The 26,900-nt window shown below is 68.5% G+C and carries 27 protein-coding genes and 1 riboswitch; of the genes, 13 read left to right on the forward strand and 14 right to left on the reverse strand.

Annotated features, from left to right (window positions below):
* The first annotated feature begins 70 nt into the window (after positions 1–70).
* The 3 genes from metF (at position 71) to J2W78_RS20245 (ending at position 5,309) form a co-directional block, all read left to right on the forward strand.
* The gene (metF, locus tag J2W78_RS20235; protein WP_253373396.1) at positions 71–1,003 is read left to right on the forward strand and encodes a methylenetetrahydrofolate reductase [NAD(P)H]; all 933 of its coding nucleotides are present in this window, start codon (positions 71–73) and stop codon (positions 1,001–1,003) included.
* A 194-nt stretch (positions 1,004–1,197) separates the two neighbouring features.
* The gene (gene metH / locus J2W78_RS20240; protein WP_253373397.1) at positions 1,198–4,950 is read left to right on the forward strand and encodes a methionine synthase; all 3,753 of its coding nucleotides are present in this window, start codon (positions 1,198–1,200) and stop codon (positions 4,948–4,950) included.
* A gap of 143 nt (positions 4,951–5,093) precedes the next feature.
* A complete protein-coding gene (locus J2W78_RS20245) occupies positions 5,094–5,309 on the forward strand; it encodes a hypothetical protein (protein WP_253373398.1) in 216 nt (71 codons plus the stop codon).
* 11 nt (positions 5,310–5,320) lie between these two features.
* Here J2W78_RS20245 and J2W78_RS20250 read toward each other — a convergent pair whose 3' ends face one another.
* On the reverse strand, positions 5,321–6,523 hold the full coding sequence (locus tag J2W78_RS20250) for a GNAT family N-acetyltransferase (RefSeq protein WP_253373399.1): 1,203 nt from the start codon (positions 6,521–6,523) through the stop codon (positions 5,321–5,323).
* Between the two features lie 206 nt (positions 6,524–6,729).
* Here J2W78_RS20250 and J2W78_RS20255 point away from each other — a divergent pair, with 206 nt between their 5' ends.
* Positions 6,730–7,782, forward strand: a complete 1,053-nt coding sequence (locus J2W78_RS20255) for a polysaccharide deacetylase family protein (RefSeq protein ID WP_253373400.1) — start codon at positions 6,730–6,732, stop codon at positions 7,780–7,782.
* A 12-nt stretch (positions 7,783–7,794) separates the two neighbouring features.
* On the opposite strand, the gene J2W78_RS20260 is transcribed toward J2W78_RS20255, so the two are convergent.
* Complete coding sequence (locus tag J2W78_RS20260) at positions 7,795–8,235, reverse strand: hypothetical protein (protein ID WP_253373401.1); 441 nt, start codon at positions 8,233–8,235, stop codon at positions 7,795–7,797.
* Between the two features lie 99 nt (positions 8,236–8,334).
* Positions 8,335–8,541 carry a DUF2842 domain-containing protein gene (locus J2W78_RS20265; RefSeq protein WP_009863569.1) on the reverse strand — a complete coding sequence of 69 codons (207 nt, stop codon included), beginning with the start codon at positions 8,539–8,541 and terminating at the stop codon, positions 8,335–8,337.
* Positions 8,542–8,888: 347 nt separating this feature from the next.
* Here J2W78_RS20265 and J2W78_RS20270 point away from each other — a divergent pair, with 347 nt between their 5' ends.
* Both J2W78_RS20270 and trhA read left to right on the forward strand, forming a co-directional pair.
* On the forward strand, positions 8,889–10,037 hold the full coding sequence (locus tag J2W78_RS20270; protein ID WP_253373402.1) for a COX15/CtaA family protein: 1,149 nt from the start codon (positions 8,889–8,891) through the stop codon (positions 10,035–10,037).
* Between the two features lie 281 nt (positions 10,038–10,318).
* Complete coding sequence (gene trhA, locus J2W78_RS20275; RefSeq protein ID WP_253373403.1) at positions 10,319–10,999, forward strand: PAQR family membrane homeostasis protein TrhA; 681 nt, start codon at positions 10,319–10,321, stop codon at positions 10,997–10,999.
* A 125-nt stretch (positions 11,000–11,124) separates the two neighbouring features.
* Here the strand turns inward: trhA and J2W78_RS20280 are convergent, their stop codons facing one another.
* The gene (locus J2W78_RS20280) at positions 11,125–11,388 is read right to left on the reverse strand and encodes a hypothetical protein (protein ID WP_253373404.1); all 264 of its coding nucleotides are present in this window, start codon (positions 11,386–11,388) and stop codon (positions 11,125–11,127) included.
* 257 nt (positions 11,389–11,645) lie between these two features.
* Positions 11,646–11,750: riboswitch (TPP riboswitch) on the forward strand.
* Between the two features lie 74 nt (positions 11,751–11,824).
* Between J2W78_RS20280 and thiC the strand changes: the two genes are divergently transcribed.
* Together thiC and J2W78_RS20290 are read left to right on the forward strand one after the other, a co-directional pair.
* Entirely contained in the window at positions 11,825–13,717 is a 1,893-nt protein-coding gene (gene thiC / locus J2W78_RS20285; protein WP_253373405.1) for a phosphomethylpyrimidine synthase ThiC, read from the forward strand.
* A gap of 216 nt (positions 13,718–13,933) precedes the next feature.
* Positions 13,934–14,281 carry a flagellar protein FlaG gene (locus J2W78_RS20290; protein ID WP_253373406.1) on the forward strand — a complete coding sequence of 116 codons (348 nt, stop codon included), beginning with the start codon at positions 13,934–13,936 and terminating at the stop codon, positions 14,279–14,281.
* A gap of 183 nt (positions 14,282–14,464) precedes the next feature.
* Here J2W78_RS20290 and flaF read toward each other — a convergent pair whose 3' ends face one another.
* Complete coding sequence (gene flaF / locus J2W78_RS20295) at positions 14,465–14,839, reverse strand: flagellar biosynthesis regulator FlaF (RefSeq protein WP_253373407.1); 375 nt, start codon at positions 14,837–14,839, stop codon at positions 14,465–14,467.
* Between the two features lie 177 nt (positions 14,840–15,016).
* On the opposite strand from flaF, the gene J2W78_RS20300 reads away from it, so the two are divergent.
* Positions 15,017–15,256, forward strand: coding sequence for a hypothetical protein (locus tag J2W78_RS20300; RefSeq protein ID WP_253373408.1), 240 nt, complete (start codon positions 15,017–15,019; stop codon positions 15,254–15,256).
* Between the two features lie 133 nt (positions 15,257–15,389).
* Here the strand turns inward: J2W78_RS20300 and J2W78_RS20305 are convergent, their stop codons facing one another.
* The 7 genes from J2W78_RS20305 to J2W78_RS20335 all read right to left on the reverse strand — a co-directional run bounded on the left by J2W78_RS20305 (position 15,390) and on the right by J2W78_RS20335 (position 19,851).
* Positions 15,390–15,530 carry a hypothetical protein gene (locus tag J2W78_RS20305; RefSeq protein WP_253373409.1) on the reverse strand — a complete coding sequence of 47 codons (141 nt, stop codon included), beginning with the start codon at positions 15,528–15,530 and terminating at the stop codon, positions 15,390–15,392.
* A gap of 186 nt (positions 15,531–15,716) precedes the next feature.
* A complete protein-coding gene (locus J2W78_RS20310; RefSeq protein WP_253373410.1) occupies positions 15,717–16,043 on the reverse strand; it encodes a hypothetical protein in 327 nt (108 codons plus the stop codon).
* Positions 16,044–16,278: 235 nt separating this feature from the next.
* On the reverse strand, positions 16,279–16,863 hold the full coding sequence (locus tag J2W78_RS20315; RefSeq protein WP_253373411.1) for a metallophosphoesterase family protein: 585 nt from the start codon (positions 16,861–16,863) through the stop codon (positions 16,279–16,281).
* Positions 16,864–16,920: 57 nt separating this feature from the next.
* Positions 16,921–18,009: an energy transducer TonB family protein gene (locus J2W78_RS20320; protein WP_367399389.1), complete on the reverse strand. Its 1,089-nt coding sequence runs from the start codon at positions 18,007–18,009 to the stop codon at positions 16,921–16,923.
* A 40-nt stretch (positions 18,010–18,049) separates the two neighbouring features.
* On the reverse strand, positions 18,050–18,511 hold the full coding sequence (tolR, locus tag J2W78_RS20325) for a protein TolR (RefSeq protein ID WP_253373413.1): 462 nt from the start codon (positions 18,509–18,511) through the stop codon (positions 18,050–18,052).
* A gap of 84 nt (positions 18,512–18,595) precedes the next feature.
* The gene (locus J2W78_RS20330) at positions 18,596–19,297 is read right to left on the reverse strand and encodes a MotA/TolQ/ExbB proton channel family protein (RefSeq protein ID WP_253373414.1); all 702 of its coding nucleotides are present in this window, start codon (positions 19,295–19,297) and stop codon (positions 18,596–18,598) included.
* A 71-nt stretch (positions 19,298–19,368) separates the two neighbouring features.
* Positions 19,369–19,851 (reverse strand): Tat pathway signal protein, encoded by a 483-nt coding sequence (locus J2W78_RS20335; protein ID WP_253373415.1) that lies wholly within the window; start codon positions 19,849–19,851, stop codon positions 19,369–19,371.
* A 569-nt stretch (positions 19,852–20,420) separates the two neighbouring features.
* On the opposite strand from J2W78_RS20335, the gene J2W78_RS20340 reads away from it, so the two are divergent.
* Together J2W78_RS20340 and J2W78_RS20345 are read left to right on the forward strand one after the other, a co-directional pair.
* Entirely contained in the window at positions 20,421–20,852 is a 432-nt protein-coding gene (locus J2W78_RS20340) for an Hsp20 family protein (RefSeq protein WP_003602681.1), read from the forward strand.
* 173 nt (positions 20,853–21,025) lie between these two features.
* Positions 21,026–21,307: a DUF1150 family protein gene (locus tag J2W78_RS20345; protein ID WP_253373416.1), complete on the forward strand. Its 282-nt coding sequence runs from the start codon at positions 21,026–21,028 to the stop codon at positions 21,305–21,307.
* A gap of 134 nt (positions 21,308–21,441) precedes the next feature.
* Here the strand turns inward: J2W78_RS20345 and J2W78_RS20350 are convergent, their stop codons facing one another.
* Positions 21,442–22,239: an alpha/beta hydrolase gene (locus tag J2W78_RS20350; RefSeq protein ID WP_253373417.1), complete on the reverse strand. Its 798-nt coding sequence runs from the start codon at positions 22,237–22,239 to the stop codon at positions 21,442–21,444.
* A gap of 126 nt (positions 22,240–22,365) precedes the next feature.
* On the opposite strand from J2W78_RS20350, the gene J2W78_RS20355 reads away from it, so the two are divergent.
* Together J2W78_RS20355 and infC are read left to right on the forward strand one after the other, a co-directional pair.
* A complete protein-coding gene (locus J2W78_RS20355) occupies positions 22,366–23,595 on the forward strand; it encodes a glycosyltransferase family 4 protein (protein ID WP_253373418.1) in 1,230 nt (409 codons plus the stop codon).
* Positions 23,596–23,771: 176 nt separating this feature from the next.
* Entirely contained in the window at positions 23,772–24,293 is a 522-nt protein-coding gene (gene infC / locus J2W78_RS20360; RefSeq protein ID WP_003602674.1) for a translation initiation factor IF-3, read from the forward strand.
* 151 nt (positions 24,294–24,444) lie between these two features.
* Here the strand turns inward: infC and J2W78_RS20365 are convergent, their stop codons facing one another.
* Entirely contained in the window at positions 24,445–26,781 is a 2,337-nt protein-coding gene (locus J2W78_RS20365) for an amylo-alpha-1,6-glucosidase (RefSeq protein ID WP_253373419.1), read from the reverse strand.
* Positions 26,782–26,900 lie beyond the last annotated feature (119 nt).

Here is a 26,900-nt window from a genome sequence, read left to right on the forward strand (position 1 = left end):
ACTTCGGGCCCTGGCCGACTTCCATCGACGACCGACACCACGACAGACGTCCAGGAGAAGGGACGAAGAGATGCCCAACGCCTCCCAACACCGCGCCAGCCGCGACGGCTTCCGCCCGATCCGGGTCTCGATCGAGTTCTTCCCGCCCAAGACCGAGGAGATGGAGAAGATCCTCTGGTCCTCGATCGAGCGCCTCGCGCCGCTTCAGCCGAAATTCGTCTCGGTGACCTACGGGGCCGGCGGTTCCACCCGCGAGCGCACTCACAACACCGTGGCGCGCATGGTGCGCGAGACCAGCCTCAAGCCCGCCGCCCACCTCACCTGCGTCGCGGCGACGAAGGAGGAGATCGACGCGGTGGTGCAGTCCTACTGGGATGCGGGCGTGCGCCACATCGTGGCCCTGCGCGGCGACCCGGCCGAGGGCGTCGGCCACAGCTACCGGCCTCATCCCGGCGGCTACGCGCAGACCTCAGACCTCGTGGCCGGCATCAAGCGGATCGGCGACTTCAAGGTCTCGGTCTCGGCCTATCCGGAGAAGCATCCGGAAGCCGCCTCGCTCGATGCCGACATCGACGCCTTGAAGGCCAAGGTCGATGCCGGGGCGGACCAGGCGATCACCCAGTTCTTCTTCGATAACGAGATCTACCTGCGCTACCGCGACAAGGTGCGCGCGGCCGGCATCGACATCCCGATCATCCCCGGCATCCTGCCGGTGCAGAACTTCAAGCAAGCGGCCAGCTTCGCCCGTCGCACCGGCGCCTCGGTGCCCTATTGGCTCGCCGCCCGGTTCGAGGGCCTCGACAACGACGTGGAGACCCGCCGCCTCGTCGCCGCCGCGGTCGCCGCCGAGCAGGTGCTCGACCTCGTCGACGAGGGCGTGGAGGACTTCCACTTCTACTCGATGAACCGCTCGGATCTGGTCTACGCCATCTGCCATCTGCTCGGCCTGCGCTCCCAGGCGCCGGCCAAGCCGGCGGCGAAGCCGGAAGCCAAGGCGGCCTGACCCCTCGCCACCCCGCTCCTGAACCTCATCCCGAGATGCGACCGCGCCGCGGTCGCCGCGCGGGCGGGTGCCAGGAGCGACCGCGTTTTCTGGAGGCCTCCGAGGCCTCCGCCCCGGCGCCTCAGGATGAGGTGGGTTGATGCGGCCGACGCTTTCGGCCATCGCCGTCCCGGAACATCCCAGGATCGTCCGACATGACCGCTTTCCCCCCCGTCGACGGCACCGAGATCGAGCGCGCGCTGCGCCAGCGCGCCTCGGAGAAGATCCTCGTCCTCGATGGGGCGATGGGCACGGTGATCCAGCGGCTGAAGTACACGGAAGAGGATTTCCGGGGTGAGCGCTTCAAGGATCACGGCCACGACCAGAAGGGCAACAACGACCTCCTGATCCTCACCCAGCCCGACGCGATCCGGCAGATCCACCTCGACTACTTCCTCGCAGGCGCCGACGTCTGCGAGACCAACACCTTCTCCGGCACCACGATCGCCCAGGCCGATTACGGCATGGAATCGATCATCCACGAGCTGAACGCCGAGGGCGCCCGGCTCGCCCGCGAGGCCGCCAAACTCGCGGAAGAGCAGGATGGCCGCCGCCGCTTCGTGGCCGGCGCCATCGGCCCGACCAACCGCACGCTGTCGATCTCGCCGGACGTCAACAATCCCGGCTATCGCGCCGTGACGTTCGACCAAGTCAAGCAGGCCTATATCGAGCAGGTGCGCGGCCTCATCGACGGCGGCGCCGAACTCATCCTGATCGAGACGATCTTCGACACGCTGAACGCCAAGGCGGCGATCGCCGCCGCTTGGGCTGTGTTCGACGAGACCGGCATCCGCCTGCCGATCCAGATCTCCGGCACCATCACCGACCTGTCCGGCCGCACCCTCTCGGGCCAGACGCCGGCCGCGTTCTGGAACTCGCTGCGCCATTCGAGCCCGCTCACCTTCGGCCTCAACTGCGCGCTCGGCGCCAAGGAGATGCGTGGCCACATCGCCGAGCTGTCGCGCATCTGCGACACGCTGGTCTGCGCTTATCCGAATGCCGGCCTGCCCAACGAGTTCGGCCTCTACGACGAGAGCCCGGAGGCCATGGGCAAGCTCGTCGGCGAGTTCGCCGCGTCTGGCCTCGTCAACATGGTCGGCGGCTGCTGCGGCACCACGCCGGACCACATCCGTGCCATCGCGGAAGCCGTCGCCGACAAGACTCCGCGCGCGATTCCCGAGATCCCGCGCCTGATGCGTTTGTCGGGCCTCGAGCCCTTCGTGCTGACGAAGGAGATCCCCTTCGTGAACGTCGGCGAGCGCACCAACGTCACCGGCTCGGCCAAATTCCGCAAGCTCATCACCAACAACGACTACGCCGCCGCGCTCGACGTCGCCCGCGATCAGGTCGCGGCCGGTGCCCAGGTCATCGACGTCAACATGGATGAGGGCCTGCTCGACAGCGAGAAGGCGATGGTCGAGTTCCTCAACCTCGTCGCCGCCGAGCCTGACATCGCCCGCGTGCCGGTGATGGTCGATTCCTCGAAATTCGAGGTGATCGAGGCTGGCCTGAAGTGCATCCAGGGCAAGCCGATCGTGAACTCGATCTCCATGAAGGAGGGCGAAGCGAAGTTCATCGAAGCTGCCAAGATCTGCCGCTCCTACGGCGCGGCGGTCGTCGTCATGGCCTTCGACGAGCAGGGCCAGGCCGATTCCTACGAGCGCAAGGTCGAGATCTGCACCAAGGCCTACACGATCCTCACCGAGCAGATCGGCTTCCCAGCCGAAGACATCATCTTCGACCCGAACATCTTCGCGGTGGCGACGGGTATCGAGGAGCATAACCCCTACGGCGTCGCCTTCATCGAGGCGACCCGCACCATCCGCGAGACGCTGCCCCACGCCCACATCTCCGGCGGCGTCTCGAACCTGTCCTTCGCCTTCCGCGGCAACGAGCCGGTGCGCGAGGCGATGCACGCGGTGTTCCTGTTCCACTGCATCAAGGCGGGCATGGACATGGGCATCGTCAATGCCGGCCAATTGGCCGTCTACGACGAGATTCCGGCCGAACTCCGTGAGCTGTGCGAGGACGTGGTCCTCAACCGGCGCGACGACTCGACCGAGCGCCTGCTGGAGGCCGCCGAGCGCTTCAAGACCGGCGCCTCGGCCCAGGCCAAGACCGCCGACCTGTCCTGGCGCGAGGCCCCGGTCGCCAAGCGCATCGAGCACGCGCTGGTCAACGGCATCACCGAATACATCGTCGCCGACACCGAGGAGGCGCGCAAAGAGGTCGCGCGGCCGCTCCACGTCATCGAAGGCCCGCTGATGGCCGGCATGAACGTGGTCGGCGACCTGTTCGGGTCGGGTAAGATGTTCCTGCCGCAGGTGGTGAAGTCCGCCCGCGTGATGAAGCAGGCGGTGGCCTATCTCGAACCCTTCATGGAGGAGGAGAAGCGGGCCAATGGCGGCGACGGCAAGCGCCAGGCCGCCGGCAAGGTGCTGATGGCGACCGTGAAGGGCGACGTCCACGACATCGGCAAGAACATCGTCGGCGTCGTGCTCGCCTGTAACAACTACGAGATCATCGACCTCGGCGTGATGGTGCCGGCGGCCAAGATCCTCGAGACCGCCCGGCGCGAGAACGTCGACATCGTCGGCCTGTCGGGCCTCATCACCCCCTCGCTCGACGAGATGGTGCATGTGGCCGCCGAGATGGAGCGCGAGGGCATGGAGATGCCGCTCCTGATCGGCGGTGCCACCACCAGCCGCGTGCACACGGCGGTGAAGATCCACCCGGCCTACGCCAAGGGGCAGGCGGTCTACGTGACCGATGCCAGCCGGGCCGTCGGCGTGGTCTCGAGCCTGATCTCGAAGGAGACCCGCGGGGCCACCGTGGAGAAGGTGCGCGCCGAATACGCCAAGGTTGCCGATGCGCACCGCCGCTCGGAGGCCGACAAGCAGCGCCTGCCGCTCGCCAAGGCGCGTGCGAATGCCTTCAAGGTGGATTGGTCGGCCTACAAGCCGGCCAAGCCCAGCTTCACCGGTACCCGCGTCTACGGCTCCTACGAGGTGGCGGACCTCGTCCCCTACATCGACTGGACGCCGTTCCTGCAGACCTACGAGTTCAAGGGCCGCTACCCCGCGATCCTCGACGATCCCGAGCAGGGCCTGGCGGCGCGGGCGCTGTTCGAGGACGCGCAGGTGATGCTCAAGCAGATCGTGGAGGAGCGCTGGTTCAACCCGAAGGCGGTGATCGGCTTCTGGCCGGCCAACAGCGTCGGCGACGACATCCGGCTCTATACCGGCGAGAGCCGGGGGGAGACGCTCGCGACCTTCCACGGCCTGCGCCAGCAGCTCTCGAAGCGCGACGGGCGCGCCAACACCTGCATCTCCGACTTCGTGGCGCCGGCCGAGACCGGCATCGCCGATTACGTCGGCGCCTTCGTCGTGACGGCGGGGCTGGAAGAGGTGCGCATCGCCGAGCGGTTCGAGCGGGCGAACGACGATTACCGCTCGATCCTCGTCAAGGCCCTCGCCGACCGCATCGCCGAGGCCTTCGCCGAGCGGATGCACGAGCGCGTCCGCAGGGAGTTCTGGGGCTATGCGCCAGACGAGAGCTACACGCCCGACGAACTGGTGCACGAGAAGTATGACGGCATCCGGCCCGCGCCGGGCTACCCGGCCCAGCCCGACCATACGGAAAAGGTGCAGTTGTTCGACCTGCTCAAGGCGGAGAGCCGCATCGGCGTGAAGCTCACCGAGTCCTACGCCATGTGGCCGGGCTCCTCGGTCTCGGGCCTCTACCTCGCCCATCCCGACGCACACTATTTCGGCGTCGCCAAGGTCGAGCGGGATCAGGTCGAGGACTATGCCGGGCGCAAGGGCATGGACATCGCCGAGGTCGAGCGCTGGCTCGGGCCGATCCTCAACTACGACCCGGCCCGCTACCTCAAGGCCGCGGCCGAGTAGTCACGCCGAATAGGTCACAGGTGGCGCGGGATCGCACCGCAACGCTCCCGCGCCGCGACTTTTTCCTTGCCGAGGGGCGGCGGGGCGCGGCAGGCCTGCCGTCACGACCCGCGGGGCTGCCCCGCCTTCGACAGGAAGTCCCGATGCGCTCCACGCTGCTCGTCCTCGCCGCCGCCGTCCTCGCCTGCGGGCTGTCGGCCTGCAACAGCACCGATTCCGGCGGCCCCGGCCTGGCCTCGGCTTTCGAGACCAGCAACTACCGCCATTCGTCTGACACCAACGGCACCCAGACCCGCCGGGACGTGAACCGCGCCTACACGCAGCCCTCGCTGCCCTCGATCGCCAGCCGCGGCTTCTGAGCCGCCTCGGCTCAGCGCCGCAGCCGCCGACGCAGGTTCTGGGCCGCCGCCCAGAGCCGCGGCGAGCGCTTGATCCGGTGCTTGAGCCGCACCGCCAGCCGTGAGGCGAGCACGAGGGCGTGGCTCGCCGGGCTCACCGGCACGATCTGCTCCACGAGTTCGATGGTTTCGTCGCAGGTCTTGGCCTTGTAGCCGGCCTCTCCGACGCCGAGGTCGAGCGCCCTGCGGCCCCGCGCGGCCTGATCGCCGACGAGCCGGTGCAGCAGGATCTCGCCGGGGCTGAACCGGCCAAGTTCGGGGTCGGTGTCGAAGGACGTCCACATCCCGCAGAAGCGGGCACCGTCCACCGCGCCACCGAACGTCGCCAGGATACGTCCGCTCTCGCTCGCCACCAGGGCGTGGGTCTCGATCGCCGCCGCGCGGCCCTCCGCGCCTGGCACGGTGGCGGCGGCGATGAAGCGGCGGATCTCGGCATCCGCGTAAGGGTCGGCGACACCGAGATCGGCGAAGCGCGCGGCCTTCTGCGCGTAGAACGCCGCCTGGATCTCGGCGGCCGCCTCCGGCGTCTCGGCGACGCGGTGCTCGACGGCGCCCAGAAATTCCACGAGCTTGCGCTCCTTGGCCCGCAGCTTCTTGCGGGTGTCGCCGCTGAACACCCGGCGCAGGGTCGCTTCGGTATCGGGGCCGAGCAGCATGCCGTAGGCGTCGCTCGGCGCCGGCAGGCCGCCTCCGGCCAACGGGTTCGGGGTGCCGTCCCAGACGCGCGGCTGGTTGCGGAGCGCGAAGGCATCGATGCCCGCCGCGCGGCCGGCCCGGACCAGCGCCTCGGTCAGATCCTCGGCCGGCATCGCCGCCGCCTCGCGGGAGGCGAAGAGCGGCATGTGGAAGTTGGCGTGCCGGTCGCCGACCACCCGCGCGACCCGCAGCGGACCGCGGCGCCCGATCGCGAACGGGAGCAGAAGCCGCACCCGTCCATGCGCGTCGCGGAGCACGAGAATGCGCGTCTCCTCACCGGCATCGATCCCGGCGCCGAGATACGCCGCCACCCAGTCGAAGCGCTGGTAGGGCGTCATCAGGACGGCCGGATTGGATTCCAAGCCTCGCCACAGCCCCTCGACCGCGGCGAGATCGGAAAACACCTCCGCGGTGAGGCCGCCATGGCCCCGCAGCTCCGCCCGCACGGGGCGCCCCAGATCTTCGGCGAGAGCCGCCATTCCCACATCCCCCGTTGCGGGCGCCCGTCACGGCCAGGACGGACAGCCCCACAAAATCGCCTGCGGGCGATCCTGCCCGGTCTGTCCTCAAGCCTCGGTTGATGCCGGCGGCCGATCTGCGGGGATGGGTAACGAAAGCTTTTCGCGTCGGCCGCTAGGATCAAGGCGATGCCGGGATCGCCCGGTGCCCCGAGTCCTGACGCGCCATGCTGTCGCCCCGCACACGACACCGCCTGTTCCGCGCCGGCTTTCGGGCGATCACCGCCACGGGTGCCGACCGCTGGCTCGCCCCCGCCACCCGCGGGCGCGGGATCATCCTCACCTTCCACCATGTCCGCCCCGAGCCGGTGCCGGGTTTCGCGCCGAACGCTCTCTTGTCGATCACCCCCGCCTTTCTCGAACGGACGCTGAAGGGGCTCGCCGCCCGTGGCTTCGAACTGATCGGCCTCGACCAAGTCACCGAGCGGCTCGCAAGCTCGGATTCTGGGCCTCCCTTCGCGGTGCTGACCTTCGACGACGGCTACCGCGACAATGTCGAGCACGCCCGGCCCGTGCTGGCACGGCACGGCGCGCCCTGGACGCTGTTCGTGACGAGCGATTTCGCCGAGGGGCGCGGGCGGCTGTGGTGGCTCGAACTGGAGCGGGCCGTGGCCCGGCTCGACGCGGTGCGGCTCGGCTCCGGCCTCGTCCTGCCTGCCCGCACGAATGCGGAAAAGACGACCGCCTTCGAGACGGTCTACCGCGCCCTGCGCGCCGGCCCGGAGCCGGTGCTGCTCGAAGAAATCGCCCGCCTCTGTCGCGAGGCCGGGTTCGAGCCGGGCGGGCTCGCCCGCGAACTCTGCCTGACCTGGGAGGAACTGCGCGACCTCGCCCGCGACCCGGCCGTCTGCATCGGCGCGCACACGCTCTCGCACCCGATGCTCGCCAAGCACGACGCCGGTTTCGCGCAGCGGGAGATGGCCGAGAGCCGTGCGCGGATCGAGGCGGAGCTGGGTCGCCCGGTGCGCCACCTATCCTATCCGGTGGGCGATCCGACTTCGGCCGGGACGCGGGAATTCGAAACCGCAAAAAAACTAGGTTTCGCCACCGCGGTGACGACCCGGCCGGGCCACCTGTTCGCAGGGCACGTGGAGCATTGCCACGCCCTGCCGCGGGTCTCGGTGAACGGGCTGCACCAGAGTGAGGCCGCGCTGGCGAGCCTCCTGTCCGGCGTGCCGTTCCTGGCCTGGAACCGCGGGCGGCGGCTCAACGTGGCGTGAGGATAGGCCGCCTCAGCGGCGGCGGCGGCGCGAGCGCGACGAGCCGCCCTCCGACTCCCCCGCACCGGCATCGGCGCTGCCGACATCGAAGCTGGCGCTGGCCCGGCCGCGCCGGCCGGAGCGCCGTCCGCGGCGCCGCGCCGGCTCGACATCGGGCTCCTCGATCGAGGGAATGCCGGGGATCGTCGCGGTCGAGGCGACCGAGGAGGTGGTGGAGGCGTCGTTGCCGCTGACATAGCCGCCACCGCTGGCGACGTTCCGGGCGGGCGGGCCGAACATGGCGAGGCACTGGTTGTAGGCGAGATCGTTCTTCAGCCGCTCGCATTCCGCCATGGAACGCGGCGTCCCCTGCGCGGCAGCGGTTTCGGCGGCCAGCGGCGCGGCGAGCATCAACGAGGCGGCGAGGAGGTGCGGACGGAACGAAAGCGCGGGACGGCGCGAGGAGGGGCGCATGGGCGGCGGGCGACCTTCGGAAGCGAACCTTGAGCGTAAGACGTCTCGCCTTTTCGCCAGGGAGTACGGCGAAAAAAGGGGCCCGGCGTGTTCTAATCCCTAATCGTCCGGCCGATCCATCCAGCGGATCAGCGGCATCAGCGGGAAGATCCAGGCGATGCCGAGGATCGAGTATATCACCGTCTGCACCGCCGGATGGGTTTCCGAGATGCGGCTGTCGGCAAGCGCCATGGCCAGCGGCGCGTAGACGATCACGAAGGCCAGGATCCCGAAGGTTCCGAGCAGGGTGCGCGTGCGGCGGCGCATGGGGGCCTTCGATCTCTCGTGTCAGGACGGCGCGCCGGTCCACGCGCCAGGACGGGTCGTACCGGTCCTGTTCGGACGCCGCAATGCGGGAAGCCTGCGTCACGGGGCGATCGCTCGAAGTCGCGGAATGCGGCTTCGCGGCGCGTGCCTCGGCTCAGCCAAGGCGTCAAGCGGAGCGAAAGCATGAACCTGCGGAGGCGGGCGCCGGCGACTGAGGCTGGCAGGAAACAGGGGGATCGCCTCAGGCGATCCCCCTGCATGCGTCATAGCTCGCGTTGCGCGCGGGGTCCCGCTTCCCGTAAGCCACACCCGAACGTTCCCGGCCGCCGGACCTGACGCGCGAGACCATGAGACTGTCGACGAACCCGACCCTCGACCGCTTCGACGCCGTTCCGGCGGCCTCCTACCGCCCCGGACACGGTGCGGTGCGCGCGTGGCTCTATGGGCTCGCCGTGCTCGTCGTCGCGATGGTCGCCGTCGGCGGCGCGACGCGGCTCACCGGCTCGGGCCTCTCGATCACCGAGTGGCGGCCCGTGACCGGCGTGGTCCCGCCACTCGACGCCGCCGACTGGGCGGCGGAGTTCGACAAGTACCGCGACACGCCGCAATTCCGCATCCTCAACCAGGGCATCGGGCTCGACGGCTTCAAGACGCTGTACTGGTGGGAATGGGGGCACCGCCTGCTCGGGCGGATCGTCGGCCTCGTGTTCTTCCTGCCGTTTGCGTGGTTCTGGGCCCGCGGCATGCTCGGGCGCCGCCTGCTCACCGGCCTCCTCGGCCTCGGCCTGCTCGGCGGGCTTCAGGGCGCCATCGGCTGGATCATGGTCGCCTCGGGCCTCCAGCCCGGCATGACGGCGGTGGCGCCGCTCAAGCTCGCACTCCACCTCACCACCGCGAGTCTGATCCTCGCCGGTCTCGTCTGGCTCGCCGCCGGCACCCGCCCGCGGGCGCTCGCTCCGGCGCCCGAACCGGTGCGGGTCGTCGCTTGCCTGTTGCCGGCCCTGGTGCTGGTCCAGATCTGGCTCGGCGGGCTCGTTGCCGGCTCGAAGGCGGGCCTGCTCTACAACACGTGGCCGGACATGGACGGCGTTCTCGTGCCGCCGGCCCGGATGCTGTTCGACAAGGTGCCCTTCATCGAGAACTTCATCGACAACCTCGCCCTGGTGCAGTTCAACCACCGCCTCTTCGCCTATCTCGTGGTGCTGGCGGCCATCGCCCACGCGGTCCAGGCCGCGCTTACGGCGCCCAGAAGCGCCGCGGCGGGCCGGGCGATGGGCGTGGCGGCGCTGGCAACGGCACAGATGGGTCTCGGCATCGCGACCCTGCTCCTGCAGGTGCCGCTCTGGGCGGGTCTGGCGCATCAGGTCTTCGCCATGGCGGTGCTGATCATGGCCACCGTCCATGCCCGCCTCAGCCTCGGCGTGCCCGCCGCCTCCGCGCCCACGGGGGCGGAGGTGCCGATCGGGCTGGAAGCGCTCGCCGGCCGCGGCGCCTGAAACGGCTCCGCGGCATTCCAGTGGTTTGGCGCGAAACCTGCTCGGCGTCCGCGCCCGGTTCATGAAACCGTCGCGATCGGCTTGGATGCTGGGGGAAGGCTCGGAATGGAACCTTGGCCGACTGCGATGCAGCATAGAAAGCGGTGTACCTTGCAGCGCAAAAGGTGGGCTCCAGTCGTCGTCACAGCAATTTCGGTGGAAGACTCTGCCCTCGGTAGTCCGACGATGGAACGACTCGCCGCTCTATAGAATTAAATACCTCGCCAACACAGGAGCAGAGGATGTTTCTGGCCGAGGACGGACGCCCGCTTGCGCTGACATGGAACTACACGCCCAGTGAATTGCGGGCGGACGGTGTAGTCCATATCGCAGGTATCGCCCTCGGGTTTCTCGGCGCGATCTGCTTGATCGCGATGGCAGCCCTCAACCATCTCGGGTGGATCGAACGGGCCTCTCTGCTGGTCTACGCCACCGCGTTGCTGGCGATGCTTGGCGCATCTGCCGCCTACAACATGTGGCCGGTGAGCCCGCGCAAGTGGATCCTGCGCCGTTTCGACCATGCCTTCATCTATCTGATGATCGCCGGCACCTACACGCCGGTGGTGGCGCTGGTCGGCTCCGGCCCCGTCGCCTGGACGCTGCTTGCCCTGATCTGGACGGTCGCCCTCACCGGCATCGCCATCAAGATCCTGATGCCCGGCCGCTGGGACCGGGTCTCGATCGTGCTCTACCTGATGCTCGGCTGGAGCGGCGTCCTCGCCTACGAATCGGTGATCTCGGGGCTCACCCCGTCCGCCCTCTGGCTCCTCGCTATCGGCGGCCTGCTCTACTCGGGCGGCGTGGTCTTCCACGTCTGGCGCAGCCTGCCGTTCCAGAACGCGATCTGGCACGCCTTCGTCCTGGCCGCGACCGCCTGCCATTACGGGACGATCATGGCGAGCGTGCTGCACGCCGGGGCGTGAACGGTCCTGCCTTTCCCGGCACCGGGCTGCGAAGCCGTTGCCACGCGCGATGTCGATGCAGCGCGTGAGCTGGGAACAAGCAAAAACGCGCGAAACCCGGCCGAAGGCCGACGGCGCCTGAATGCTCAGGCCGGCTCGGAGATGCTGCTGCCCTCGCCTAGGGTGTCGGAGGCGCGCTCGACGGCGCTGATCGCATCGAGCAGGTGCTGCACGCTGCGCTCCACCTCGATCCGGGGCCGGTCCATGCCGGCCGCCCGCGCCACCAGCCCTTCAAGCTGATCGAGAACGTCCAGGAGGTCGCCCGCGACAGCCGCAACGTCGCAGCCGGAGCGGACCGGCGTGGCGGGGGCAGGGGGGCGGCGGAAAGGGACGACCGTGCTCATCGCCATCGTGTGTCGCGAAAAGGCGGGCGCGTGGCCACCCGCCGACCGGGCGTCATCCACACCCAAGCCGCAGCGCGGGGTCGCCAAAGGAGGCTTCCCGGCTCAATTGGTGAGTTTTTCGTCGAAACCGTGGCTCGAATCCGCGGCAATCGGTCAAGCTTTCCCGCCGTGACACCGGGCCAGTTCCGAAACAAAAAATCTTTCCTCCGAATCGGCCCGTTCCGGCGATGCATTGACAAGGATCGCGCCGAAGCAGAGGCTGGAATCGTTCCGAGGGGGGCCCCGTATGGGGCTGAGAGTGGGCAGGCGCCCTGACCCTTGAACCTGATCCGGCTCGTACCGGCGGAGGGACGGGAACCAGTGGCCGCTGCTCACAAGCAGCATCGGCCAGCCGCACCATCGTCGGGACCACGGGTCGCCTCCCCTATCAGGAGCGACAGCGATGAACGCACCCGTCCGTCCCAAAGATCTTCCCAACGGCAATCCCGCCAGCGTGACCACCGGCCCCGTGCAGGGCTCGCGCAAGGTCTATGCCGAGGCGCCCGGCCGCCCCGACATCCGCGTGCCCTACCGGGAGATCGCCCTCTCCGACCCGAAGGAGGAGCCGGTGCGGGTCTACGACCCGTCGGGCCCCTACACCGAGACCGATGCGGGCATCGATCTCGAGAAGGGTCTGGCCCCGGTCCGCGAGCCGTGGATCGTCGGGCGCGGCTACGCCGCCGTGAAGCCGCGTGAGGTGAAGCCGGAGGACAACGGCTTTGCCGCCGCCGACAAGCTCGTGGCGCCGTGCCCCGCCGAGCGTACGATCCGCCGGGCTGAGCCGGGGCAGCTGGTCACGCAATACGAGTTCGCCCGCGCCGGGATCATCACGGAAGAGATGATCTACGTGGCGCATCGCGAGAATGCCTGCCGCGCGCAGATGCTGGAGCGCGCCGAGGCCGCGCTCGCCGACGGCGAGAGCTACGGCGCGGCGGTGCCGCCCTTCATCACGCCCGAATTCGTCCGCGACGAGGTGGCCCGCGGGCGGGCCATCATCCCGGCCAACATCAACCACCTCGAACTCGAGCCGATGGCGATCGGCCGCAACTTCCTCGTCAAGATCAACGCCAACATCGGCAACTCCGCCGTCACGTCGTCGGCTGCCGAGGAGGTCGAAAAACTGGTCTGGTCGATCCGCTGGGGTGCGGACACGGTCATGGACCTCTCGACGGGCCGCAACATCCACAACATCCGCTCGTGGATCGTGCGCAACTCGCCCGTGCCGATCGGCACCGTGCCGATCTATCAGGCGCTGGAGAAAGTCGGCGGCGACCCGCTGAAGCTCGATTGGGAGGTGTTCAAGGACACGCTTATCGAGCAGGCCGAGCAGGGCATCGACTACTTTACGATCCATGCCGGCGTGCGGCTGGCCCACGTGCCGCTCACCGCGCGGCGCACCACCGGCATCGTATCGCGCGGCGGCTCGATCATGGCGCGGTGGTGCCTCGCCGGGCACCGCGAGTCGTTCCTTTACGAGCGGTTCGACGAAATCTGCGACATCATGCGGGCCTACGACGTGTCGTTCTCGCTCGGCGACGGCCTGCGCCCCGGCTCCATCGCGGATGCCAACGACGCGGCCCAATTCGCCGAACTGGAGACGCTCGGCGAACTCACCAAGATCGCCTGGGACAAGGGCTGCCAGACCATGATCGAGGGCCCCGGCCACGTGCCGATGCACAAGATCAAGATCAACATGGAGAAGCAGCTGACTGAGTGCGGCGAGGCGCCGTTCTACACGCTCGGCCCGCTGACCACCGACATCGCGCCGGGCTACGACCACATCACGAGCGGGATCGGCGCGGCGATGATCGGCTGGTTCGGCTGCGCCATGCTCTGCTACGTCACGCCGAAGGAGCATCTCGGCCTGCCGAACCGCGACGACGTGAAGACCGGCGTCATCACCTACAAGATCGCCGCGCACGCCGCCGACCTCGCCAAGGGCCACCCCGCGGCGCAGCTCCGTGACGACGCCCTTAGCCGCGCCCGCTTCGACTTCCGTTGGGAGGACCAGTTCAACCTCTCGCTGGATCCCGACACGGCGCGTACCTACCACGACGAAACCCTGCCGAAGGACGCGCACAAGGTCGCCCATTTCTGCTCGATGTGCGGCCCGAAATTCTGCTCGATGAAGATCACGCAGGATCTGCGCGCCGACGTGCTCGCCATGGAGGAGGCCGGCATCGTCATCGGCCAAGCCCAGCCGATGAGCGACGCCGAGCGCCTGGCCGGCATGGCGGCCAAATCGCAGGAGTTCCTGGAGGAGGGCGGCAAGCTCTACGTCGACGCGGCGGAGTAAGCCGCGCGCCGAATACGGGATGGCCGCCCGGCGGGCGACCATCCTCGCAAAACCTATCGTTTGATGCGAATTCGCGAAAATTCTTCAGGTCATCGTTACGGATCGGTGAGGCTGGCCGGCATTCCCGGGGGACAAGCGGCGGGCCTTAAGATTCCGGTAGCGACGCGCGCAATCTCCTGAGGTCCGGCCTCGCGCCGGAACCGAAGGAATGCAGCCATGGACCCGATCAGGGCCGCGGCCTCGACGCCGCCCGTCTCCACCGCCCCCATCACCCCCGTCCGACCGGTCGCGGAGACCGTTCGCGACGAGGCGCCCGCCTCCCGCGTGCTCGATCCCGCGGTCACCGTCGCCGTGAGCCCCGAGAGTGCGGACACGAAACCGTCCGAGCCGGAGCGGCGTGCCTATACCCGCGATGCGGACAGCCAGAGCCTCGTTTTCCGTGTCACCGATCCGCAGACCGGCGATGTCGTGATGCAGATCCCCGACGAAGTGATCCTCAAGGCGCGGGCCTACGCGCGGGAAGCAGCGCCATCTCCGGGCGAGCGCATCGCCAAGACGGCCTGATACCAAATCCGCTCGATCCCTTCGGGATGGCGGATTTGGTATGACCAGCCATCCGACGGGACCGGACGTGCGGGCACGCGCGCGCCGCGTCGGCCTATGGTCAGCGGCCCAGACGGTACGCCGCTGCCGAAGGCGATCCGCTCCGGCAGCTCTGAAGCGATTCGGTTTTCTGGAAGCCGGCCTTTACACCCCCGGCCCGGCGTCGCCCTGAAGCCCCGCGGCGATGTGGTTGTTGAGCGAGACGAGCGACTCGATCTTCTGCGCCGTCGGCTCGATCATCGTGTCCAAAATCGTATGGAACACGTAGGCCGAGAGCTGCGCCATGCCGGTGCGGACCTCGGTGGGGAGCGGGCTGTTCGGCTCGGTCGCGGCGGAGGCCAGGATCGTCCAGACACGCTGGTTGAACGTCAGCGCGTCGTTGAGCGCCGGCCCCGCCTCGATCTGTGAGCCGAGGGACTGGAGACGGCCGGCGGCCTTCAGCAGAACGGCCGCCTCGGCTTCCCGAGGGGAGAGCGCCACGCGCGAAGCCTTCGCATAGGCATTGGCCGCGTACTGCATCGTCAGTGTTCTCCCTGCGCCGCCCTCGGCCGATCGCAGGCGAATCAATGCATCGTTTTTGTTAAAAGCCGGTATGCGAGCGTTCTGCCGTATTGGCGCCCCGAAAGGGGGTGAGTGCTTCGACGTGGCGGCCGTTATGGCCAGTCCGTGCCACATCGGGTCCGGAACCCGCTTCAGATGACGAATTTCTTTCTCGGATTGATGGCCGGCTGCATCATCGCCGGTGTCGTCACCATCACCGCTGCCCGGCACCCGGCGGTGCAAATGCGGCTCGGCCTCGTGCCGCCCGCTCAGGCGGCGGTCGTCGTAGCACCCCGCCCTGAAACGCCCCGCTGCCCGGTGCCGAAGACGGCGAACCAAGTCGGCAATCCGGAGATGCTGTTCTCGCGTAGCCGCCTCTGGTCGGTCGCCCCCTGAGGCCAGTCCTGATCCCTTGAGGCAGGCCTCAGGAAATCCGCTCGTTCGCTTCGCAGGGCACGATGTCGTGTCTCGTGCGAGCACCGCGCGGGCTTGCTGACCGGTCCCCGCCTGGATCTGAGCGGAAGCCGGATCAGACGCTGCTGCTGAGCAGAAACATCACCATCGTCGTCGCAACGGTGCTGCCGAGGAAGCCGAACAGGGCCGCGGCGAAGGAAGGGCCGGTCTGCATGTCGGCGGTGGGCTGACGGAGGGCGTTGTCGGTGGCGATCATGGCAAGACCCTGAGGGAAGAAGAGGAGTTTTCCGGCGCGAAGCGATCGGTTCGATTGCAGTGAATCTGCGCTTCACAGTGACGCTTGGCGGTGCGGGACCACACTCGAAACCGCGGACGGATCCGGCTTTGGCAGCATCGGGTTAGAGGCAGTCTCGATCCGCCGGGAGCGCGGGGCCGGCCGCGGTCAGTCGCAGCGGTTGACCTGCTTGGCGGCGCGCAGGGAGCGGAGCTCGCTGCGCAGATCGATCGACACGATGTCGGCCCCGCAATCCTCGAAGGCGTCCTGCGCCTCGTGGTAGCGGTCGCCGATCTCGTCGAGGGTGTCGCAAACCCGGTCGTGATTGCCGAGCTGTGCTTCCTGGCGGGCCTGATAGCGCAGAGCGCTGGCTTCCTGGATCTTGCGGCGGCCATCGAGGCAGCCCGGCGCCGCGAGCGCGGAGGAAGCCAGGGAGACGCCGACGAGGGAGGCCGCAAGGCCGGCGAAAACGGTGTGTCGCATGAGGTGACGCATGGGGCAGACCGACTTTGTTCGACCGAAGTCATGATAAGGTTAAGGAGCGTTCAGCACGCGGCCATCACAGTGTCTTCACCGATCCGGCCACTGCGTCGTCGCTCGTGTCGGCTTTTGAACGGTGACGCTAAGCCGATGGTTCCGAAACTGGCCTGCAGGATCTGCCAAGATTCTTGGAGGCTTCCCGGACGATTCTTGGTGGAACATTCGGCGCACTGGGATTCGATCGACACCCCTATCCCTCGGTGGACTCCTTTTGACCGAGATCTTGGCGACGGAGATCCTGCCCGGCGCGGTTTTGGCGCGCCGTCCCCGACACACGCCCGCGGCGCGAGACGAAAATCTGGTCGAGGGTGACCGGCGCCAAGCCCTGCGCATCGACGCCGACATCGTATTGTCGCGGGATCGGCTTGAGCCGGCCGTGGGAATGGCCGTGCAGGTTGATCGCGCCGCGGCCGAGGCCGTTCCAGGTGCGGAAGGCGTAGTGGCACAGTACGAGCCGGCGGCCCTCGACCTCGGTCTCCGCGTAATGCGCCACCGAAGTCCAGCCGGGCGCCGAGAGGGTGGCGGGGCCGTCGTTGTTGCCGACGATCAGGTGCTTGCGGCCGTTGAGCGCGCCGAGTAGGGCCGCGATGCGCTCCGGGGGAGGGCCGAGGGCGAAGTCTCCGAGATGCCAGACGGTATCGTCCGGCCCGACGACGGCGTTCCAGGCCTCGACGAGGGCCGCGTCGTGGGACGGCAGATCCGCGAAGGGGCGCCGGTCGATCCGCAGGATCCGGGGGTCGCCGAAATGCGTGTCGCTCGTGAAGAAGATGGTCATCCGCCGCGCTGTCCGGTGTGAGCGGGACAACGCGGCGGATGGGAGAACGATGCCGGCCTAACGTCCTGGGCTGAAGCGCAGCGGTACGGTGACCGGGAGGCTCGACTGCGTTACGCCGGCGGGGGCGGGCGGCAAGCTGCCGCGCACCGCCGCGAGCGCGGCGCTGTCGATGGCGCCGATCCCGCTGCTGCTGCTCAGAGACGCTCCGCTCACCGCGCCGGAGCGGCTCACGGTGAAGCGCACGGTGGCCACGCCGCCACTGGTGCCGGCCGCGGCTTCACGGTTCATCCGGCCACGGATCGTCGCAGCGATGGAGCCCTTCCAGGCCGCCATGGCGTTGGGGTCGTTGGCCGCGGCGGCCGTGCCCGTCGCGCTCTGGCGCGAGGTGGCGGCGGAGTTGCGCTGCGAATTGCCCACCTGCGCCGCCTGGGCACGCCGGGCGGCGTCACGCTCGGCCTTCGCCTTGGCGGCCTTGATCCGCGCTTCCTTCTGCGCCTCCTCGCGCTTCTTCTCGATGATCTCCTTGCGGCGTGCCTCGCGCTTCTTCTCCAGCTCGGCCTTGCGGCGCTCCTCGATCTTGGGATCGGGCTTGGGCGGCTCCGGGGCCTTCGCCACCACGGGCGGGGGCGGCGCCAGCGGCTCCGCCTCCTGCGCCTCGGAGGCGATGATCTGCTCCTCCGGCGGCGGGGGAACCGTGTCGGGCGGAACTTCCGTCACGGCTTCCGGCGGCGGAGGCGGCGGCTGTACCTCCTCCGGCATCACCTCCGTCATCTCCGGGGGGGGCGGGGGCTTCACCTCGTCCGGTGTCTCGACCGGCTCGGCCGTCTCCGGCTCGCCCTCGGGCTTGGCCTCCTCGGGAATCTCTTCGACCCGCTGCGACTCGGCAGGCGCCTGGGTCTCGGCCTCCGCCATCTGCGGCGCGAGATCGATCGTGATCTCCTGATCCCCCGGGGGCGCGGGCGGGGTCAGATGCAGATAGGTGATGCCGATCAACCCCGCGGCGTGCAGGGCCAGGGCCAGGGCGAAGGCGACCGTGAGGCGCCCCTGGCCGCCTCCCTCGGAAGGGCCCGAGGGTAATCCCTGCCCGGCATGAGCGGGCACGGGAGCCGGCATCGGAGCAGATATCGGGGCCTGCATCGGCGGCATGGGGGCGGCCTTCGGAGCTGGCTTGGGAGCGGCCATCGGCTTAACGGGGCGTCCCTGCGGCTGGCGCGCCACCCGCCGACTGGGCAATCAGCGAGACCTTGGTGAAGCCCGCCTGACCGACGAGGCCCATCACTTCCATGATCCGGCCGTAGGGCACGTCCCGGTCGCCGCGCACGAGCACGACCTGATCCGGGTTCTCCGCCCTGAGCTGCTTCAGGCGCGGCAGGATCGTCTCCGGCGTGAAGCCGTCCTTGGCGATGAACGGATTGCCGTCCTTGTCGATGGAGACTTCGAGCGGCTTCTGTGACTGCGCCACCTTGGCGGCGGTCGTCTTCGGCAGTTGCACCGGCACGCCCGTCGTCATCAGCGGCGCGGCCACCATGAAGATGATCAGCAGCACCAGCATCACGTCGACCATCGGCGTGACGTTGATCTCGGACATCGGCGTGGCGTCGAGGCCGTCCTCGTCGTCGCTCGCCGAACGCGCGGTTCCCATGGCCATGGCTTCGCCCTTCCGGGTGTCGGCGACGGCCCGCCGAGCTGAGGCGGGCGCCGCGAAGGTTTCAGGAGTCGGCGAAGAAGCGGATTACTCGGCCGCCGCGGCCCGGGCGTGGGGACCGCGGTCACGGGCGAGGCGGTTGCCAAGCACCGAGATGCAGGAGACGAAGCTCGACTGGATGCGGGCGACGTCACCCGAGAGCTTGTTGTAGGCCATCACCGCCGGGATCGCGACGACGAGGCCGATGGCGGTGGCGAACAGCGCCTCCGCGATGCCGGGCGCCACGACCGCGAGGCTGGTGTCCTGGCTCTTCGCGATCGACGAGAACGAGTTCATGATACCCCAGACCGTGCCGAACAGGCCGACGAAGGGGGCGGTGGAACCGGAGGTCGCCAGCAGCGGCAATCCGCTCTGGAGACGCTTCACCTCCAGGCTGAGCGCGCCCTTCATCGCCCGCTCGATCCGCTCGCGGCGCTCGGCCCGGCTCTCGCTCGGATCCTGGTCACGCCACGCGTCGAGCCCCGCCTTGATCACGTGGCCGGAGATGCCCTTCTGCCCGGTATCGATGGTGCCCTCCGAGCGGACCATCGCGTCGAAGGCCTTGGCCTGCCGTTTGGCGGCGGAGAGGCGCACGATCTTCTCGAAGACGACGGTCCAGCAGGCGAGCGAGGCCACCACGAGGAGAATCATCACGCTTTTGACGATCGGGTCGGCCTGCAGGAACAGACCGATGAACGACATGTCGTGGGCTGCAGCGACCGCCTCGGCGGGCACGGACGTCGGATCCATGTGTGACTCCTCGTGGCTCCAATATGCGTCCGTCACACCCGGTCGAACCGGTGGGACGGACGCGGCCGGCCTCAGCGATCGAAGGCGGCCGATGTCTTGGTGGCGGGCTCGATCCGCTCCAGGCAGGTCTCGCGGGTGGCGTCACCGCCCTCGCAAGCGAGCACGTCGTTGAGCAGAAGGCGGCCGATTTTCGGGCAGGAGAGGCCGGCGAAGTCGAAGAGCCGCACCACGGTCTTCTTCTCTTGCACCGGGCCCAACTCGACGGCGAGGCGCTTCTGGGCGACGCCCTCCGTGTCGAAGGCGAACAGATCGACCTTGAGCGACTTCAGCGCGGGCCCGCGGCTGTTGTCGACGAGCATGTAGGTGCGGCAGGCCTCGCCCGCGGGCTCGAGCCGGTTCAGCTCGATCTTCAGGGGAGGGGCGTCCGATTTGGCCGGCGGCGTCGCATCCTGTGCCATCGCGGCGGGGATCGCGGTGATCAGCGCTGCGGCGAGGGCGGCACTCGCGACGAGGCGTCCCCCGATCCCGCTGCGTCCCGGCCCTGCATCGCTCATTCCCCAGCCTTCCTGAATCACGACGATCTCATCTCCCCAATCTCGCGCCGCCCCGGAGATCCGGCGCGGGCCGCTTGACCCGAAGGCCGAAGGACTGCCGCTGTCCCGCCGACATTCGCTTCGCCGTGGTTTCGACGGCACCGAGAGGCGCCGTCATCCGAAGCGGGATCACCGTGACGCGGTCTCCGCCGCATGGCGATGTGCGGATACAGCAAAGGTCACGCCCAGCGCTTCCGACAGCACCGTGTACGTTTCCGGAGCGTGCCTATCCGACAAGCAGGGTGTTGATCAAGGTTTGCTAAGAATTTCAGAGCAATTCCAAACTATTGAAGAAAGCCGGCACTCGGATTGGGATTTCTCTTTTATCCCGGCGCAGTTGCCGTTTTATCCCGAATCCCCATTCCCCGTGCTTCACCGCCCGCGCAGCCGACCACCCTTGATCGGTATCCGCCCACTTTCCATATCCTGAGCTAAGAGCGCTGCCGCGAGGCGGGCTCGAGACCGCGAGGTGCCGCCAAGGGCTCGACGCCGTTCGATCCCCCAGGGCCTCGCCGGAGGTTTGAGCGACGATGACGCGGCCGTCCCCGTTCGGGTATCCATTCCTGCTCGGCTTCGACGAGATCGAGCAGGCACTCGATCGTGTCTCGAAGGCCGCCAGCGACGGGTATCCGCCCTACAACATCGAACGTGTTACCCGCAGCGAACGCGAGCCCGAACGCTTGCGGATCACGCTCGCCGTGGCCGGCTTTACGCAGGATCAGCTCGACGTTTCCCTGGAGGAGAATCAACTGGTCGTGCGGGGGCGGCAGGTCGACGACAAGTCCCGTCACTACCTGCATCGCGGCATCGCGGCGCGGCAGTTTCAGCGGGCCTTCCTTCTTGCCGACGGCATGGAGGTCTTGGGCGCGGAGCTGTCGAACGGGCTACTGGCGATCGATCTAGCACGACCCGAGCCCGAGCGCATCGTGCGCAAGATCGCGATCGCCGCCAAGGATCCCTGATCCTGCGGGGCGATCCGGACCTGCTCAACCCAGTGGCGACGCGGGCGATCCGCGTCGATGGATCGCAGGCTCCACCGCCCGTCTCTCGGGCCTCCACCCCATCCCGGATTTGTCGCTGCCGATGTGCGGGACCATATCCGGTTCAACGCTCTGCCTCGGAAGGAGGGCATTCCATGACCACTGCCACAAACGACCTGACCATCGATACGACTGCCAACCCTGCCGTCGATCCGGCAGAGTTCGCCGCACTCGGCGAAGGGCACATCGCCTATGTCCGCCCGATCCGCTCGGACGAGGTGCGCAACCTGTTCCCTCAGGCGCCCGAGATGAGCCCCGGCCTCGACCTGTTCGCCCTGCTCTCGGCGAGCGGCGCGCCGATCCTGCTCACCGATTCCCGCGAGGTCGCCGTGGCGAACGCCATGGCCCACCAGCTCTACCCGGTGAGCCTTCACTAGAACATCATCCCGAAAGCGGGTTGCCGGCTTTCGGAAGAAGCTGATGTAAAAACAAAAGGCGAGAGCATCGTCCCGGGTCCGATATCCGGGACGAACTCTGGAGTCGTCTCCCCGCCGCTCGGCGGGTACACATCTCATGCCATCGCCGCGACCGTGCGCACGAGGAGGTCGATATCCTCGGGCCGCGACAGGCGGTGGTCGCCATCCTTGATCAGCGTCAACCTCGTCCCCTGCGCGGGCAGGCGCTCCAAAATCCGCAGGGCATGGGGATAGGGCACGTCCGGATCGGCCATGCCCTGGAGGATGTGAACCGGGCAGCCCGGCTCCAGGGCCGCGTTCAGCAACAGGTGACGCCGCCCATCCTCGATCAGCGCCATGCGGATCGGGTCGGGCTTCGGGGCATAGGGCGTCTCCCGATACCATACGCCGTCGCGCTCCAGGGTCATCCGGACCTCGGGCGGGAAGGCGTCCCACATCAGCGTCTCGGTGAAGTCGAGGGCCGGGGCGATCAGCACCATCCCGCCAACTTGCCCGCCGAGATCCGCCGCGCGCCGCGCCCGCTCGCGGGCGACGAGGCAGGCGATCCAGCCGCCCATGGAGGAGCCGACGAGGATCGGCCGCTCGTTCGCGTAGCGGTCGATGACGGCGCAGGCATCGGCGAGCCAATCGGAGATGGTGCCATCCTCGAAGCGCCCCTCCGACTCGCCATGCCCGGAATAGTCGAACCGCACCATGCGCCGGCCGCTCTCCGCGGCCCAGGCGTCGAGGGCGGCGGCCTTCGTCGCCCGCATGTCGGAGCGGAAGCCGCCGAGCCAGACTACGGGCGGCCCCTCGCCCTCTCGGACCCGCACCGCCAGCCGGCGTGGGGAGGCGCCTTCGATGTCGAGCGTCACGAGGGGCAATTCGCCCGGCGAAGTCTCCGGATCGCTCACTGGGGCGCAATATCCTGTGATTCTGAAACAACGCGGCGACGCTTCGTTTACCGAACCGTAAAGCCGCGGGGACAATCCTTACCTCATGACCCAATTCCAAGCGACCGTCCCGCTACGGGTGACGCGATGAACGGAGGCAGCCTGTCCGGCGGCCCTGTGCGGTTGTCCGAGGCGTCGCCGCTGGCGGGCGTCACGGTACTGCAGATCATCCCGGCGCTGGAGGCGGGGGGCGCCGAGCGCACCACCGTCGACGTCGCGGCCGCCCTCGCCGAGGCCGGCGCCCGGCCGCTCGTGGCCACGGAAGGCGGGCGGCTCGTCGGCGAGTTGCAGGCCAAGGGCGGGATCTGGGTGCCGTTCCCGGCCAACACCAAGAACCCGTTCGCCATGGCGCTCAACGTTGAGCGCCTCGTCCGGCTCTGCCGCCGGGAGAACGTGCAGATCCTGCACGCCCGCTCCCGCGCCCCGGCCTGGGTCGCCCTCGGCGCGGCCCGCCGGCTGAAGCTGCCCTTCGTGACGACCTATCACGGCAGCTATTCGGGCCGGACCAGCGTCAAGGTTCTGTACAATTCGGTGATGGCGCGGGGCGACGTCGTGATCGCCAACTCGCACTACACCGCCGACCTGATCCGCCGGACCCATCCCGACCAGGCCGGCGGCCGGATCAGCGTGATCCACCGCGGTACGGATCTGGCGGCGTTCACGCCGTCGGCGGTCGCGGCGGCACGGGTCGAGAGCCTGCGCCGGGCCTGGAACGTGGCGCCGCACGAGCGGGTCGTGCTGCTCGCGGCCCGGCTCACGGCCTGGAAGGGCCAGCGCGTGCTGATCGAGGCCGCCGCCCGGCTGCGCGATCTCGGCCTCACCGACTTCGCCGTCGTGCTCGCGGGCGATCCGCAGGGACGTCACGCCTACGAGCGCGAGCTCGACGCGCTGATCGAGACGCGTGGCCTGTCGGGCATCGTGCGCAGGGTCGGGCACTGCAGCGACATGCCGGCAGCCTTCCGCGCGGCCTCCGTCGTCGCGGTGCCTTCCGTGGAGCCGGAAGCGTTCGGCCGCTCGGCGGTCGAGGCGCAGGCGCTCGGCATCCCCGTGGTCGTGTCCGATCTCGGCGCCGTGCCCGAGACCGTGCTGGCCCCCCCCGACGTCGAGCCCGGCCAGCGCACCGGCTGGCGGGTGCCGCCCGGCGATGCCGCAGCTCTGGCCGAGGCGCTGAAGGAGGCCCTGTCGCTCGGCGCCAGCGCCCGCGACGGGCTCGCCCGCCGGGCGCAAGCCCATGTCGAGGCGAATTTTTCGCTCGACCGCATGATCGACGGCACCTTGAACGTCTATGCCAACCTTCTGAACCGAGCGAAAACGTGACAGGGTGAACCGAAATCAGTCCCGCGAGTTGACTCGGCAAGAAGATTTGCCAAGTTAGTGCCGTCCGGCCGAGCCGGATCAATCGGTGGCCGGGGCTCGCCAGACGCGGTGGCTCTCAGGCTGCCGTTTTGTCGTTGATACAGGAGAACTGAGCCATTCGCAGACCAATGAGAGCCATGCCGGCCCCGCAGAAGGACGGGCCGCGCGCAAACCGGGACATACGCGGCGTCCGCGACGTCCAGCTCATCGACCAAGATGGGCAGAACCGGGGTGTCGTGCCCTTCTTCGACGCGCTGGCCATGGCTGAGGAGGTCGGCCTCGACCTCGTCGAAATCGCGCCGAATTCGGTCCCTCCCGTCTGCAAGTTCCTCGATTACGGGCGCTTCCGCTTCAACGAACAGAAGAAGCAGAACGAGGCGCGCAAGAGGCAGAAGACGGTCGAGGTGAAGGAGATCAAGCTCCGCCCCGGCATCGACAAGCACGATTACGAAGTGAAGATGAAGGCCGTGCAGCGGTTCTTCGAGGAAGGCGACAAGGTCAAGGTCACCCTCCGCTTCCGCGGCCGCGAGATCGCCCACCAGGATATCGGCCTCCGGCTCTTGGAGCGCGTGAAGCAGGAGACTCAGGAGATCGCCAAGGTCGAGAGCGAGCCGATGCTCGAAGGCCGCCAGATGATCATGATCCTGGCGCCGCGCTAAGCGTCTCGGCCCTTCCGCCGTCTCGCGGAAAAAGGCTCGTCTGCAAATGCGCTGCTCCCTCGCGGGGGCGGCGCATTTTTCGTTTTTCGTCAGGGGATGGCGACCGGGCGTCCCCGAACAGACGAGGCCGCCCGGTCGCTTGCCAAAAAACCTACTTCAGCATCGCGATCTGCACGTCGCCCACGCGCCGCGTCACCGACACCGTCACGTCGCCGCCGTGGCGGTGAAGGCGGATGTCGGCCCGCGCGTCGCCGAGCTTGAGGTTGAACAGTTCCACCGCTTCGAGGAAGCGCGGCAGGACCGGGTTGCGGAAGCGGATGCGGTTGCGGGCGTGGTCGATTTCGAGCCCGAGACAGGCAGCCAGGAAGGCGAAGGGGGCCGCCGCCGCCCAGGCCTGCGGCGAGCAGGCCACGGGATAGCTCACGGGCCCGCGCTGGCGCCGCCGCATGAAGCCGCAGAACAGCTCCGGCAGCCGCTTCTGGTCGTAGTAGAGGCTCGTGTCGAACATCCCCTCGAACACCCGCGCCGCCTCCTCCTTGAGGCCGTAGCGGGCGAGCCCGAGGGCGCAGATCGCGTTGTCGTGCGGCCAGATCGAGCCGTTGTGGTAGGACATCGGGTTGTAGCGCGCCTCGCCCTTGGCGATGGTGCGGATGCCCCAGCCGTTGAAGCCGTCGTTGGACAGGAGCTGCGCCGCGACCTGCGCGGCCCGCTCCGGCAGGGCGATGTCGGTGAACAGGGCGTGGCCGGTGTTGGACGAGCGCACGGCGCATTGGCGCTTGGCGCCGTCGAGGGCGAGCGCGTAGGTGCCGATCTCCTCGCACCAGAACGCCTTGTCGAAGTTTTCGCGCAACGTGTTGGCGGCTGCGGACAGGCGGGCTGAAAGATCGTCTTCGCCGAGCAATCTCGCGAGTCGTGCCGCGCCGCGCTTGGCCGCGTAGACGTAGCCCTGGACCTCGCACAGGGCGATCGGCCCCTTGGCCATGGCGCCGTCGGCGTGGAAGATCGAATCGTGGCTGTCCTTCCAGCCCTGGTTGGCCAAGCCCTGCTCGGTCTCGCGGGCATATTCGACGAAGCCGTCGCCGTCGCGGTCGCCGTACTGGTCGATCCATTCGAGCGAGAGCTTGAGCTGCGGCCAGATCGCCCGGATCGTGTCGAGGTCGCCCGTGACCTCGTGATACTGCGCCGCCAACATCACGAAGAGCGGCGTGCCGTCGATGGTGCCGTAATAGTGGCGGAAGGGCACCTCGCCGAGCATTGCCATCTCGCCGCGGCGGGTCTCGTGGAGCACCTTGCCGGGCTGGGCGTCGGCGGCCGGATCGACGGTCTTGGCCTGCGTCGCGGCGAGGAAGCGCAGCACGCCCTTGCCGAAATTCGGATCGATCCAGAGCGCCATCATCGCCGTGATGATGCCGTCGCGCCCGAACACGGTGGAGTACCAGGGGATGCCGGCGAACGGGTAGATGCCCTCCTGCGTCCGGGTCGCCAGCATGTAGAGGTCGGCCGTCGCGCGGCAGAGCCCCTCGTTGAACTGGTCGTTCGAGGAGATGATCGTGGTGATGCCGGCGGTGATCTGGCGCTGGTCGCGGCGGTTGTCGCGATAAGCGCGGGCGAAGACGCGCCCCTCGCTCAAATGCCGGTCAGGCTGCTCGGCGAGGCTGCCCGCCGCCCGCGACAGGGCCGCGGCCGCGGACTCGCCGGCCTTCTCGGGCCCTGGCGCGCTGGTATAGGCGCGGTGCGATTGGCAGACCACGCGGATGAACAGCGAGGTGTTGGCGCCGGGTTCCAGCTCGACCACGAACTCGGCCCTGCCCGGTTCCAGTGTGTGCGGCTTCGGCCCGAAATGCAGCGAGGTGGTGCGCACGATCTCGTCGAGGCCGGCGTAGCGGAACTGCACCTCGGCCTCGCTGCGGCGCTCGACCGTGCGCTTGCCGCGGTTGGTCCGGTCGGAGCCGCGCACCTCGAACAGGTCGCGGTAGTCGGCGTCGAACGTGACGCCGATGCGCAGGTGACGTCGGCGGGTGTCGTAGTTGCGCAGACCGATCCGGTCGTAGCAGGCACCCTTGAACAGGAACTTGGTGCGCTCGATGGCGATCAGCTCGCGGGGAATCGCGGTCTCGTCGCCCGCGTCGAGGCGGATGTCGGGGGTGGTGAGATCGACGCTGAGCGCCCCGTTGTCGTCTTGGATCGCCGAGGAGAGCATCATCGGCCGCTCGTCCTCGATCGTCAGCGCGAGGCGCGAGAGGTAGCGCGTGTCCTGGAAGTAGAGGCCCTCCGGCCCCGGCGTCCAACCAATGTCGCCGTAGCTGTCGAGAACGGCGAAGGCTTCGCCGTATTTGAGGGCGCGTAAGGGGCGGTCCACCAGGGAGGCCTGTGCCTCGATATGGTACTGCGGCAGGTTCTCGTCGGCGTCGAGCAGGCCGAATTTCGAGGCCGTCCGCTCCTCGGAGTGTTCGGCGTGGAGATGGGCTGCGTCGTCCTGTGCCGCCATGCGAAGCGCCTTTTTGCCGTTGATCCGATGGATGCGAGGTCGCCCTCGCAAAACGAAGGCCGCCGGTGCCTCGCAGCGACCGGCGGCCCTGTCGGACCCGTTCAGTTAGGCGCTCTGCC

Source organism: Methylorubrum extorquens, from assembly GCF_024169925.1.
Lineage (GTDB): Bacteria > Pseudomonadota > Alphaproteobacteria > Rhizobiales > Beijerinckiaceae > Methylobacterium > Methylobacterium extorquens_A.